We start from the raw sequence: 12,641 nt of genomic DNA, 5'->3' as shown, positions 1-12,641 counted from the left end.
GCGTGTTCTCTCGGTCGATCGCGGGGAGGGACGGGGACGACCCCCGCCCCGGGCCCGAACCTTCGGTAAGCCTTGCCTTACCGGAGTCGACTGTAGTGCTCTGCCCGATCGCCTGTCCAGAAGCGGCGCGGGACGCACCGGCGCGCCGAACGGAAGGTAGGAGTGTGGACGCGAGCCCAGTCGGAGCGGACGAGCGGATCGTGGCCGTCCACGCGCATCCGGACGACGAGAGCATCACCATGGGCGGGACTCTCGCGCACCTCGTGGCGCAGGGCGCCTCGGTGACGGTGGTCACCGCCACGCGCGGGGAGTGCGGCGAGGTGATCCCGGAGGACCTCGCGTCACTCGAGGGCTCCGAGGATCTCGCCTCCCACCGCACGACCGAGCTGGTCGTCGCACTCACGGCGCTCGGAGTCGCCGACCACCGCTTCCTCGGCGCCGAGGGTGCGCGGGCGCGCGGCCTCTCGCCGCGCGTCTACCGCGACTCCGGCATGCAGTGGGGGCCCGGCCGCGTCCCGGAGCCGCTCGAGCCCGTGCACCCGGCGGCCCTCACCGCCGGCTCGGAGGAGGAGCAGATCGCCGACCTGATCGCCGTGCTGCAGCAGACCCGGGCCGAGGTCGTCCTCTCGTACGACGCGGGGGGCGGCTACGGGCACCCGGACCACGTCCGCACCGCGGCGATCGCCCGGCAGGCGGCCGAGCTGCTCGGCCTGCGCTTCCTCGCCGTCCTGCCCGAGGACGCTCCGCCCGCACCCGGGGACGTCGTCCTCGAGCTCAGCGCCGACGACTGGGAACGCAAGCGCGCCGCGCTCGAGGCCCACGGCACCCAGATCGTCGTCGAGGACGGGACGGCGAGGCTCTCGAGCGGTCCCGCGTTCCCCATCGCCCGTGTCGAGCGCTTCCGCCCGGCCCCCGCGGCCGCGGTCGAGGAGCCGGTGGCCGAGGAGCGCCCCGATCTGCGCTCGCGGGTCGTGTCCGGCGCCCTCTCGGTGCTCGTCGGCGCGGTCGTCGGAGCGATCACCACCGTCGCCCACCAGAGCACCGTCGTCGTCGGCGACGCAGTGCTGCCCGTGGGCCTCGCCGCCTCCCTCGCCGCGGTGCTGCTGCTGCTCCTGGGCCTGCGGATCGTGATGGTGGACCGCTTCGTCGCCTTCTGCACGGCCATGGGGCTGCTGGGGGTCATCGGGCTGCTCGCGCTGCGCAGCGCCGGAGGATCCGTCCTGGTGCCCGCGAACGGCCTCGGCATCGCGTGGACCTTCGTCCCCGCGCTCATCGCCCTCGTGGTGATCGCCTGGCCGCGGCTGGGTCCCGCGTCCCCAGCGCTCTCGGAGCCGCGGAAGCCCGCCGCGGGACTCGACGCCCCGTCGCTCCGCGTACGATAGAAGCCTCTGTTCGAAGGGACGCCACGACCGTGACCTACGTGATCGCACTTCCGTGCGTCGATGTCAAAGACCGCGCCTGCATCGACGAATGCCCGGTCGACTGCATCTACGAAGGCGAGCGCTCGCTCTACATCCACCCCGACGAGTGCGTCGACTGCGGTGCCTGCGAGCCGGTGTGCCCCGTCGAGGCGATCTACTACGAGGACGACCTCCCCGAGGAGTGGTCCGACTACTACAAGGCCAACGTCGAGTTCTTCGACGAGATCGGCTCCCCGGGCGGAGCGGCGAAGGTCGGCGTGATCGCGAAGGACCACCCGGTCATCGCGGTCCTCCCGCCCCAGGGCCACTGAGCGGCCCTCCGGTGGCGCTCGGAGCCCTGCCCGACTACCCCTGGGACCTGATGGGTCCCGCGACGGCGCTCGCGTCGTCGCACCCCGACGGCCTCGTCGACCTCTCGATCGGCTCGCCCGTCGACCCGACGCCCCCGCTCATCCGCGACGCCCTCGCGCGGGCGACGGACGCGCACTCGTACCCGACGACGGTCGGCACCCCGGCCCTGCGCGAGGCGATCGCGGCATGGTTCGGGCGTCGCCGGGCGGTACCCGGCCTCGGAGTGGACGAGATCCTGCCGACCATCGGCTCCAAGGAGCTCGTCGCCTGGCTGCCGTTCCTGCTGGGCCTGGGCGAGGGCGATGTCGTCGTCCATCCCCGCGCGGCCTACCCCACCTACGCGATGGGCGCCGCGATCGCGGGAGCCTCCGTCCTGGCTTCCGACGACCCCGCCGAGTGGCCCGAGCGGACCCGCCTGGTCTGGCTGAACTCTCCCGGCAACCCGGACGGCGCGGTGCTCGACGTCCCCGCTCTGCAGAGGGCCGTCGCCCGTGCCCGCGAGCTCGGCGCCGTCATCGCCGGCGACGAGTGCTACGCCGAACTCGGCTGGGACGGCCGCTGGGCCGACGAGCCGATCCCGAGCATCCTCGATCCGCGGGTCGTCGGCGCCAGCCGCGAGGGCGTGCTGGGCGTCTACTCGCTCAGCAAGCAGTCGAACCTCGCCGGGTACCGCGCCGCGTTCGTCGCGGGCGACTCCGCTCTCATCGCCCGCCTCGTCACCGTGCGCAAGCACGCCGGCATGATCGTGCCCGGTCCGCTGCAGGAGGCGATGATCACCGCCCTGGGCGACGACGCGCACGTGGCCGAGCAGAAGGAGCGGTACCGCTCCCGTCGCGACCGCCTGCGCCCTGCGCTCGAGGCCGCCGGCTTCCGCATCGACCGCAGCGAGGCCGGCCTGTACCTCTGGGCCACCGAGGGGCGGCCCGCCTGGGAGTCGATCGAGCGCCTCGCGCGGATCGGCGTGCTCGCCGGGCCCGGCGTCTTCTACGGCGACCACTGCACCGAGCACGTGCGGCTGTCGCTGACCGCGAGCGACGAGCGGATCGCCGCGGCCGCGTCGCGCCTCTCCGCCGGCCTCTCCTAGACCGCCGCCGCGGGCGTCCCGCTCCCCTCCGAGGGCGGGTCCTGGCGGTATCCCACAACGCGCGCCCCGGAGCACTGGCCGGTGCAGCAGGTCCCCTGCTGTGCCCTTAGGCTGTAGGAGGTTCGGTCGATGTCGCCACACAACGGCGCCGACTGCACCGCCCACACCCGGCGCCGCCTGCTCCGTGCGAGCGCGCTGCCCGGGGAGCGACCGTGACGACCTGGGAGGCGTTGTGACCGAATCCGGCACGCAGAGCGACGGAACCGCGACGGTGGAGGCACCGGAGCCCGCCACGGAGAGCGCGCCGGCTGCGGCCGAGGCCCAGCCCGAGAAGGTGACGCTCACCTTCGGCGACCGCACCGCCGACTTCCCGATCCTCCGCAGCGTCGACGGCGCCTCGAGCATCGACTTCTCGACTCTGACGAAGCAGACCGGCTTCATGTCGCTCGACTACGGCTTCGTCAACACGGCGGCGACCAAGTCGCAGATCACGTACATCGACGGCGACAAGGGCGTCCTGCGGTACCGCGGGTACCCGATCGAGGAGGTCGCGACGAACGCGACGTACCTCGAGGTGGCCTGGCTCCTCATCTACGGTGAGCTGCCCACCGCCGACGAGCTCGCGGGCTTCGACGAGCGCATCCGCCGCCACACGCTCCTGCACGAGGACCTCAAGCGCTTCTTCGACGCGCTCCCGCACAGCGCGCACCCGATGTCGGTGCTCTCCGCGGGAGTCTCGGCCCTGTCCACCTACTACGAGGACAGCTCGAACCCCAAGGATCCCGAGGCCGTCGAGCTGACGACGATCCGCCTGCTCGCGAAGCTGCCGGTCATGGCCGCGTACGCGCACAAGAAGAGCATCGGCCAGGCGTTCCTGTACCCCGACAACTCGCTGAGCTTCGTCGACAACTTCCTCCGACTGAACTTCGGCACCATGGCCGAGCGGTACGACGTCGACCCGGTCCTCTCCAAGGCGCTCGACCGTCTGCTGATCCTCCACGAGGACCACGAGCAGAACGCGTCGACCTCGACCGTGCGCCTGGTCGGCTCGACCGAGGCCAACCTCTACGCGTCCGTCTCCGCCGGCATCAACGCGCTCTTCGGCCCGTTGCACGGCGGAGCCAACGAGGCCGTCCTGACGATGCTCGGCCGCATCCGCGAGTCGGGCGAGAGCGTCCAGACCTTCGTCGAGCGGGTGAAGAACAAGGAGGAGGGCGTGCGCCTGATGGGCTTCGGCCACCGGGTGTACAAGAACTACGACCCGCGCGCGAAGCTCGTCAAGGAGAGCGCCTCGGAGGTGCTGCAGGCCCTCGGAGTGAAGGACCCGCTGCTCGACATCGCCATGGAGCTCGAGGCCCTCGCGCTCGAGGACGACTACTTCAAGGAGCGCCGCCTCTACCCGAACGTCGACTTCTACACCGGGGTCATCTACAAGGCGATGGGCTTCCCGACCCGCATGTTCACCGTGCTGTTCGCGATCGGCCGCCTGCCCGGCTGGATCGCCCACTGGCGCGAGATGAACATCGACAAGCAGACCAAGATCGGCCGCCCCCAGCAGCTGTACATGGGCGCCCCCGAGCGCCACTGGCCCACCGGCAGCTGACCCGCCGCCCCGATGCCGTCTCCGCCCCGCGGAGGCGGCATCGTCCGTTCACCCCCCTCTGCTGGTCGAGTAGCCCGCTCGCGGGCGTATCGAGACCCCGGTCTCCGGGAGGGGTGGTCTCGATACGCCGTCTGCGACGGCTGCTCGACCAGCGGGGGTCAGCAGCGGGAGGACTCTCTGCTGGTCGAGTAGCCCGCTCGCGGGCGTATCGAGACCCCCGCCGCCGGACCTCAGGCGTGCAAGGCCGTGTTCAGCTCGATGCCCGCACCGGTGCGGGGGAGCACCTCCACCGCGCCCGTCAGCGAGTTGCGGCGGAACAGCAGGTTCGGCACGCCCGACAGCTCGACCGCCTTCACGGTCTGCGGGCGCCCGTCGGCCCGGGGCGCTCCTCCGACGACCACGACCTTCGTGCCCGCCGTGACGTACAGCCCCGCCTCGACGACGGAGTCGTCCCCGATCGAGATCCCGATGCCCGAGTTCGCCCCGAGCAGGGCGCGGGCGCCGATCGAGATCCGCTGCGTGCCTCCGCCCGACAGCGTGCCCATGATCGACGCACCGCCGCCGATGTCGGAGCCGTCGCCGACGACGACGCCCTGCGAGATCCGGCCCTCGACCATCGAGCTGCCGAGCGTCCCGGCGTTGAAGTTCACGAAGCCCTCGTGCATCACGGTCGTGCCCGGAGCGAGGTGCGCGCCCAGGCGCACGCGCGAGGTGTCCGCGATCCGCACTTTGGCCGGAGTGACGTAGTCGGTCAGCCGGGGGAACTTGTCGATCCCGGCGGCCTGGATGCCGTGCCGGCGCAGCGACGGGCGGAGTCGCGTGAACGAGTCGGGGGACACCGGTCCGGCGTTGGTCCAGACCACGTTCGGCAGGTGCGCGAACACGCCGTCGAGGTTCACCGTGTTCGGCTGGACGAGCAGGTGCGACAGCAGGTGCAGGCGCAGGTAGGCGTCCGACGTCGAGGCCGGAGGCGAGGAGAGGTCGATCTGCAGGGTCACCACGTCGATGCGCACCTCGCGCCGGGGGTCCTCTCCCGCGAGCGACTCGAACTCGGCCGGGACGATCCACGGGTCGCGGCCGGCGGGGATCGTGCCCAGGCGCGGCTCCGGGAACCAGGTGTCGAGGACGGTGCCGTCCGAGGCGATCGTGGCGAGCCCGTAGCCCCAGGCGGAGGCGGGCGCGGAGGAGTCGGCGGAGTGCTCGGGGGTCATGGCACCCAGGGTAGCGCGCGGCCCGCGGCCGCTACCCTGGGTGCCATGGCCGCTCCGACCCCCGCCGCTCCGCCCCTCGTGAGGCTGGATCTCGCGTCCGATCCGATCGCGCTGACGCGGGCGCTGTGCGACATCCCGTCCGTCTCGGGGGAGGAGTCGGCACTGGCCGACGCGGTCGAGGCGGCGCTGTCCGCCTGCGGTCACCTCGAGGTGATCCGCGACGGGGACACGGTCGTCGCGCGCACCTCGCTCGGCCGAGCGCAGCGCGTCGTCATCGCCGGCCACCTCGACACCGTCCCGATCAACGGCAACCTGCCCGTCGTCGACGAGAGCATCGACGGAGTCGAGTACCTGGTCGGGCGCGGAACCGTCGACATGAAGGCGGGGGTGGCCGTGCAGCTCGTCCTCGCCGCCGAGCTCGTCGAGCCCGCGGTCGACGTCACCTGGATCTGGTACGACAACGAGGAGGTCGCCTCCGACCTCAACGGCCTCGGACGGCTGGCCCGCCACCGCCCCGACCTCTTCGCCGCCGACTTCGCCGTTCTGGGCGAGCCGACGAGCAGCGAGGTCGAGGGCGGCTGCAACGGCACCCTGCGCGTCGACATCGTGACCCGCGGACTCCGCGCCCACTCCGCCCGCAGCTGGGTCGGCGAGAACGCCATCCACGCGGCCGCACCGATCCTCGATCGGCTCGCCGCCTACGAGCCGCGCGAGGTCGAGGTCGAGGGCCTCGTCTACCGCGAGGGCGTCAACGCCGTGCGGATCTCGGGAGGAGTGGCCGGCAACGTCGTCCCCGACCTCTGCACGGTCCACGTCAACTACCGCTTCGCTCCGAACCGCACCGGTGCCGAGGCCGTCGAGCACCTCCGCGAGCTCTTCCACGGCTTCGAGGTCGAGGTCGTCGACCTCGCCGAGGGCGCCCGCCCCGGCCTCGACGCGCCGCTCGCTCAGGCCTTCCTCTCCTCCGTCGGCGCCGAGGCGAAGCCGAAGTACGGATGGACGGACGTCGCGCGCTTCTCGGCGATGGGAGTGCCGGCCGTGAACTACGGCCCCGGCGACCCCCTCAAGGCCCACGCCGACGACGAGCGCGTCGCGGTGCACGAGATCACGGCCTGCGCCGACGGTCTCCGCGGCTGGTTGAGCACCCCCGCGTGACCGCCGTCGCTCCGGCGTCGACGGCGCGTCGACGGGCCCGGCTCCGACTCGTCCCGTGGTGGGCGCGGGTGCTCGCCGTCTTCGTGCTCACGCGCCTGGTCACCACGGTGATCCTTCTGCAGTTCGCCGCGAACCAGGCCGCCAACTCCTGGACCGGCCCGTCCCCCTCCTACTCCGCCTTCGCCTCGATGTGGGACGGGCGCTGGTACGAGATCATCGCCCTCTCCGGCTACCCCTCCACCCTCCCGGTCACCGAGGCGGGCGAGATCGGCGAGAACGCCTGGGCGTTCATGCCGCTCTACCCCGCGGTGGTCCGCCTGCTCATGCTGGTCACGGGCCTCGGATGGGCGCCCGCCGCCGTCACCGTCTCGGTCGTCTGCGGAGCGGTCACCTCCCTGGTCCTCTACCGCCTCCTCCGGCACTCGCTCAGCGAGACGCAGTCGCTGGTCGCGGTGCTGCTCTTCTGCGTCGCTCCCACCTCGCCGCTGCTGCAGCTGGCCTACGCCGAGTCTGCGGCGATGATGCTGACCGCGATCACCCTGCTGCTGCTCGTGCGCGGGCGGTACGCGCTCGTCTTCCCGGTCGTCCTGCTGCTGGGCCTCACCCGGCCGAGCGGGCTGGCCTTCGCCGCGGCGATGGGGCTCTACGTCCTCGTCCGCTTCCTCCGACGCTCGCGCGAGCCCTTCGAGCGCAGCGACTGGCTGCCCACCGTGGCGCTGACGGTCTGGGGCCTCGTGGTCGGCTTCCTCTGGCCGATCGCGGCCTGGGCGGTCACCGGGTCGATCACCGCCTACACCGACACCGAGCTCGCCTGGCGCTCCTCCTACATCGGCTACCAGGAGCTCTTCCCCTTCACCTCGTGGTTCCAGGGCGGGGCGTGGTGGGGCCAGTGGTGGTTCCAGTCGCCGGCCATCGGCATCGTCCTGGTGGTGCTGCTCGTGGCCGCCTTCGTCGGCGTCATGGCCTCGCCGTGGGTGCGCCGGCTCGACCTCGTCAGCCGCGCGTGGATCGCGGGCTACGCGGTGTACCTGTTCGCGTTCTTCTTCCCGCAGTCGAGCACGTTCCGGCTGCTCGGGCCGATGTTCCCGCTGGTCGGAGCACTCGCCGTGCCCCGATCGCCGCTCTTCCGGGTCGCACTGGTCCTGGCCGGGATCGGCGGTCAGATCCTCTGGATCTCCGCCTGCTGGGCCGTCGACGGCTACGACTGGACGCCCCCGTGATCGACGTCCCGCGGGCTCGCCGGAGAGCGCGATTTCTCGAACACCGCGGATGCACGATAATAGGGGGATACGTCACGAAAGGGGAACTCTATGGCGGCCATGAAGCCCAGGACCGGAGACGGACCGATGGAGGCTGTTAAGGAGGGTCGACTCATCGTCGTGCGCGTTCCGCTCGAAGGAGGCGGACGACTCGTCGTCTCGGTCAACGATGCAGAGGCGAAAGAGCTGCACGATGCTCTCGCATCGGTGGTGACCCCCGCCTGACGGCGGCACCACCAGCACCGTCGAGAACGCCCGTCGCACACCGTGCGGCGGGCGTTCCCTCGTTCCAGGACGGATCGGCGCGTCAGGCCCGGCGCTTGTTGGCCTGGAGCAGTCCGTCTCCGATGGGGGAGAGGATGCTCACCACGGCGGGGGACGCGCTGATCTCGGCGACCAGGGTGCGGAACGCCGACGCGATCTCGTCGCGCTGAGCCGGGTTCGAGACCCGTCCCCGCCAGAGGGCGTGGGGGATCAGCACGGTTCCGCCCGGGCGCACGAGCCGCAGCGCGTGCTCGACGTTCTCGATGACCTGCAGCGGATCGCCGTCGACGAAGACGATGTCGTACGAGTTCTCGTTCATCCGGGGCAGCACCTCGAGCGCTCGGCCCGGGATGAGGCGGAGGCGGTTGGGGGACACGCCGGCCTCGTGGAACTGCGCTCGCGCGTGCTGCTGGTGAACCGCCTCCGAGTCGATCGAGGTCAGCATCGCCTCGGGGGCGCCGTCGAGCAGCCACAGGCCGCTCACTCCGGTGCCGGTGCCGATCTCGATGATCTGCGAGGCGCGCGCCGCGGCCGCGATGAGCGAGGACTGCGCCCCGATGGACGGCGAGACGGCGTCGATGCCCAGCTCGACCGAGAGGCGGCGGGCGGAGGCGATGGCCTCGGGCTCGACGACCGCGTCCTCGGCGTACTTCCAATTGGCATCCTTGTCGGACACGGTCGAGCTCCTCTTGTCGGTGCGGTGGACGGATCGCGTCCGCGCAGGGCAAGGCTACGGTGGCGCGCGGGGTCGGTGCCGCAGGCGCGGCGGGTTACTCTTGTCCCGTGTTCGGTTTGACGTTCGACAAGCTCCTCATCATCGGAGTGATCGCTGTCTTCGTGCTGGGCCCTGATCGCCTCCCGCACTACGCCGCGCAGCTGGGTCAGCTCGTGCGCAAGGTGCGCGGATTCGCCACGCAGGCGCGCGAGCGGGTCAAGGACGAGATGGGCGAGGAGTTCAACGAGGTCGATTGGCGGAAGCTCGATCCGCGCCAGTACGACCCTCGTCGCATCATCCGCGACGCCCTCCTCGAGGACGACCCCGTGCCCACCGTGAAGCCTCCGACGAAGGTCGGCGCGCCCATCACGACGGGGGCAGGCAGCCGGGCCTCGACGCAGGACAGCTATTACACGACGATGAAGCGCTCGCACGGCGAGGGGCAGCTGTCGACCGTCGCTCCGCCGCCCATCGATTCCGAGGCGACCTGACCCGAGCGGTTCCCGACGGCGACGGGTGAGCGGCCGGTCCCGTCAGAGGGTCAGCCGACGCTCATCGGCAGTCGTCGCCCCGTCAGGCCCCGCGGCCGAGCCGCGAGCGTCCTCGCCAACGCGGTGATCGCCACCGCGGCCGGATCCTCCGCTGCCCCGACGACGACCGGGACGCCGACGTCCCCGCCGGAGCGCAGCGCGACGCTGATCGGCAGGGACGCGATCACGGGCACCTCGCTCCCCGAGGCGCTCAGACGGCGCGCCACCTCGGCCCCGCCACCGGTGCCGAACAGGTCGAGCACGGACCCGTCGGGCTGCGGCAGACCCGCCATGTTCTCGACGACGCCGATGATCGTCTGACCCGACTGGCGCGCCAGAGCGCCGCTGCGCTCGGCCACATCGGCGGCCGCGGGCTGCGGCGTCGTGACGATCAGCACTTCCGCGTGCGGAAGGAGCTGGCCGATCGAGATCGCGACGTCGCCCGTGCCCGGGGGCAGGTCGAGCAGCAGCACGTCCAGATCGCCGAAGTAGACGTCGGTGAGGAACTGCGAGATCGTCCGGTGCAGCATGGGACCGCGCCACGAGACCGCCGCTCCGCGCGTGTCGCCCTCGAGGAACATCCCGATCGAGATGACCTTGACCCCGTGCGCCACGGGCGGAAGCATCAGCTCGCCCACCCGGGTGGGGCCGTCGACGTGCCCGTCGTGCATCAGGCCGAGGAGTCCGGGGATCGAGAACCCGTGCACGTCGGCGTCGATCAGGCCGACCGAGAGTCCCTGCTGCACCAGGGCGACGGCGAGGTTCGCGGTGACCGTCGACTTGCCCACTCCGCCCTTGCCGCTGGTGACGGCGTAGACGCGGGTGAGCGAGTCCGGCCCGAAGGGCATGCTGCGCTTGGCGCCGCGGAGGCGCTTCGTGAGCGCGGTGCGCTGAGCCGGGGTCATGACGCCGACCGAGACGCGGGCACCGGTCACACCGGGGGTGCCGGCGACCGCCTCCGTCACGTCCCGCTCGATCGCGGACGCCGCCGGGCAGCCCACGATGGTCAGCCGGATCGCGACGTCCACCGAGCCGTCCGGGGCCGAGGTCACGGACTCGACCATGTCGAGCTCGGTGATGGGCTTGCGGATCTCGGGATCGACGACCCGCGCGAGCGACGCGAGGACCGCGCCCTCGAGGGGAGTCGGGTCAGACATCGCCGCGCTCGGACCTGCTCGTCTCCGTCCGGTCCTTCTCGAGCTCCTCGACGAGGGTGCGCAGCTCCGAGCGGATGAAGTCCTTGCTCGCCATGTCGCGGATCGCGAGCCGCAGGGCCACGACCTCGCGGGCGAGGTACTCGGTGTCGGCCAGGTTGCGCTCGGCACGCTGGCGGTCCTGCTCGATCTGCACGCGGTCGCGGTCGTCCTGCCGGTTCTGCGCGAGCAGGAGCAGGGGAGCGGCGTAGGAGGCCTGCAGCGAGAGGATCAGCGTCAGCACGGTGAAGCCCAGCGCCTGCGAGTCGAAGCGCGCGTCCTCGGGTCCGTAGGTGTTGAAGACCAGCCAGAACACGCAGAAGATCGTCATGCCGAACAGGAACCACGGGGTTCCCATGCCGCGGGCGAACGACTCGGTCAGCCGCCCGAAGCGGTCGCTGCTCTGACGGTTGCGCAGGGGCAGCACGCGTGTGCGCAGTCCCTTCGGGGCGTCGAGCCGCCGATCCTGCTTCGCGTCCTTAGCCACGCGCGCCCCTCCATCCTCGTCGTCGTCCGCCGTTCGCCGCCTTCGCGGGCGGCGGCACCAGCGGGATGCCCCGCGTGGTCGTGCTCACCGGTGAGCGGGGTTCGTCGTCGCCGTCGTGGCTGCGCCAGTCTTCGGGGAGCAGGTAGTCGAGCACGTCGTCGATGGTGACGACGCCGACCAGCCGGTGCGTCTCGTCGACCACGGGCACCGACACGAGGTTGTAGCTCGCGAGGATGCGGGCGACCTCGGCGGCGGACGTGTCCGGCGTGATCGGGTCGAAGCTCTGATCGAGCAGGGTGCCCAGGCGCTCGTGCGGCGGGTAGCGGAGCATCCGCTGGAAGTGCACCATGCCGAGGAAGCGGCCGGTCGGCGGCTCGTACGGCGGCAGGGTGACGCAGACCGCGGCTCCGAGGGCGGGAGCGAGCTCGTGACGGCGGATGAGGGCGAGGCCCTCGGCCACGGTCGCCTCGGACGACACGATGATCGGCTCGGTCGTCATCAGGCCGCCGGCAGACTCGGGTGCGTAGCTGAGGAGCATGCGGACGTCGTCCGCCTCCTCCGGCTCCATCAGGCCCAGGAGGGCCTCGCCGCGCTCGTCCGAGAGCTGGGCGATCAGGTCGGCCGCGTCGTCGGGCTGCATCTGGTCGAGCACGTCGGCGGCGCGGTCGTCGTCGAGCTGACCGAGGATCTCGACCTGCTCGCTCTCGGGCATCTCCTCGAGAACGTCCGCCAGGCGGTCGTCCGAGAGCTCGCCCGCGACCTCGAGCATGCGCTGGGTCGGCAGGTCGAGCAGGGTGCTCGCGAGGTCGGCGGGCTTGAGCTCGGCGAGGCTCGCGACGTACTGCTCGGCCGACTGCGCCTCTCCCGAGACGGTCTCGCGGACCTCGCGCCAGCCGGCGAACGCGGTCGCTCCCTTGGCGAAGGGGGAGGGGCTCGTCTTGGGACGGCGGACGAACAGCTGCGCGAGCTGCCACTCCCCGGGTCCGACCTCCTCGATCGCGACATCCTCGACGACGGCGTCGCCGGATCCGTCGACGAACGTCATGCGGCGGCCGAGCAGCTCGGCGATGACGCGGACCTCGCCGCCGCGCTGCTCGAAGCGGCGCACGTTGATCAGACCGGTGGTGATGATCTGGCCGCTGCCGATGCTCGTGACGCGTCCGATCGACACGAACACGCGGCGGCGTCCGGGGATCTCGACGACGAGCCCGACGACGCGGGGCGGATCGTTCTGGCGGTAGACCAGGAGCACGTCGCGGACCTTGCCGACGCGGTCGCCGGCGGGGTCGAAGACGGTGCATCCGACCAAGCGCGCGACGAAGACTCTGGCGGAACTCACGGCTACAAACCTAGTGCCGCCCACCGGGA

At 71.6% G+C, this 12,641-nt stretch carries 13 protein-coding genes; 8 read left to right on the top strand and 5 right to left on the bottom strand.

The genetic code is table 11. The features are described 5' to 3' along the window. The first annotated feature begins 164 nt into the window (after positions 1-164). The 4 genes from IOC53_RS03560 to IOC53_RS03545 all read left to right on the top strand — a co-directional run bounded on the left by IOC53_RS03560 (position 165) and on the right by IOC53_RS03545 (position 4,459). A complete protein-coding gene (locus IOC53_RS03560) occupies positions 165-1,382 on the top strand; it encodes a PIG-L family deacetylase (RefSeq protein ID WP_207403012.1) in 1,218 nt (405 codons plus the stop codon). 29 nt (positions 1,383-1,411) lie between these two features. After that, on the top strand, positions 1,412-1,732 hold the full coding sequence (fdxA, locus tag IOC53_RS03555; RefSeq protein WP_056866806.1) for a ferredoxin: 321 nt from the start codon (positions 1,412-1,414) through the stop codon (positions 1,730-1,732). A gap of 11 nt (positions 1,733-1,743) precedes the next feature. Beyond that, complete coding sequence (gene dapC, locus IOC53_RS03550; RefSeq protein WP_207403011.1) at positions 1,744-2,856, top strand: succinyldiaminopimelate transaminase; 1,113 nt, start codon at positions 1,744-1,746, stop codon at positions 2,854-2,856. A 334-nt stretch (positions 2,857-3,190) separates the two neighbouring features. After that, a complete protein-coding gene (locus IOC53_RS03545) occupies positions 3,191-4,459 on the top strand; it encodes a citrate synthase (protein ID WP_251943062.1) in 1,269 nt (422 codons plus the stop codon). A 230-nt stretch (positions 4,460-4,689) separates the two neighbouring features. Here IOC53_RS03545 and dapD read toward each other — a convergent pair whose 3' ends face one another. Next, positions 4,690-5,670, bottom strand: coding sequence for a 2,3,4,5-tetrahydropyridine-2,6-dicarboxylate N-succinyltransferase (gene dapD / locus IOC53_RS03540; protein ID WP_207403010.1), 981 nt, complete (start codon positions 5,668-5,670; stop codon positions 4,690-4,692). Positions 5,671-5,715: 45 nt separating this feature from the next. Here dapD and dapE point away from each other — a divergent pair, with 45 nt between their 5' ends. From dapE to IOC53_RS03525, 3 genes are all read left to right on the top strand, one after another. Next, positions 5,716-6,825 (top strand): succinyl-diaminopimelate desuccinylase, encoded by a 1,110-nt coding sequence (gene dapE / locus IOC53_RS03535; protein ID WP_207403009.1) that lies wholly within the window; start codon positions 5,716-5,718, stop codon positions 6,823-6,825. After that, complete coding sequence (locus IOC53_RS03530; RefSeq protein ID WP_207403008.1) at positions 6,822-8,045, top strand: hypothetical protein; 1,224 nt, start codon at positions 6,822-6,824, stop codon at positions 8,043-8,045. The genes dapE and IOC53_RS03530 overlap by 4 nt, the downstream gene beginning before the upstream one ends. 90 nt (positions 8,046-8,135) lie before the next feature. After that, positions 8,136-8,309: a DUF3117 domain-containing protein gene (locus IOC53_RS03525; protein WP_077221916.1), complete on the top strand. Its 174-nt coding sequence runs from the start codon at positions 8,136-8,138 to the stop codon at positions 8,307-8,309. Between the two features lie 82 nt (positions 8,310-8,391). Here IOC53_RS03525 and IOC53_RS03520 read toward each other — a convergent pair whose 3' ends face one another. Further along, positions 8,392-9,024: a class I SAM-dependent methyltransferase gene (locus IOC53_RS03520; protein WP_207403007.1), complete on the bottom strand. Its 633-nt coding sequence runs from the start codon at positions 9,022-9,024 to the stop codon at positions 8,392-8,394. Between the two features lie 107 nt (positions 9,025-9,131). Here IOC53_RS03520 and IOC53_RS03515 point away from each other — a divergent pair, with 107 nt between their 5' ends. Further along, positions 9,132-9,554 (top strand): twin-arginine translocase TatA/TatE family subunit, encoded by a 423-nt coding sequence (locus IOC53_RS03515; RefSeq protein ID WP_207403006.1) that lies wholly within the window; start codon positions 9,132-9,134, stop codon positions 9,552-9,554. A 50-nt stretch (positions 9,555-9,604) separates the two neighbouring features. Here the strand turns inward: IOC53_RS03515 and IOC53_RS03510 are convergent, their stop codons facing one another. The 3 genes from IOC53_RS03510 to IOC53_RS03500 are packed head-to-tail and all read right to left on the bottom strand — an operon-like array spanning position 9,605 to position 12,612. After that, positions 9,605-10,750 carry a P-loop NTPase gene (locus IOC53_RS03510; protein ID WP_207403005.1) on the bottom strand — a complete coding sequence of 382 codons (1,146 nt, stop codon included), beginning with the start codon at positions 10,748-10,750 and terminating at the stop codon, positions 9,605-9,607. Then, positions 10,743-11,273 (bottom strand): DUF1003 domain-containing protein, encoded by a 531-nt coding sequence (locus IOC53_RS03505; protein WP_207403004.1) that lies wholly within the window; start codon positions 11,271-11,273, stop codon positions 10,743-10,745. Before IOC53_RS03505 ends, IOC53_RS03510 begins: the two co-directional genes overlap by 8 nt. Then, positions 11,266-12,612: a magnesium transporter MgtE N-terminal domain-containing protein gene (locus IOC53_RS03500; RefSeq protein WP_207403003.1), complete on the bottom strand. Its 1,347-nt coding sequence runs from the start codon at positions 12,610-12,612 to the stop codon at positions 11,266-11,268. The genes IOC53_RS03505 and IOC53_RS03500 overlap by 8 nt, the downstream gene beginning before the upstream one ends. Positions 12,613-12,641: the final 29 nt, after the last annotated feature.

The organism is Rathayibacter sp. SD072 (assembly GCF_017355185.1).
Lineage (GTDB): Bacteria > Actinomycetota > Actinomycetes > Actinomycetales > Microbacteriaceae > Rathayibacter.
Note: the sequence above shows the minus strand (reverse complement) of the source record. Positions and strands in the feature narration are given on the sequence as shown.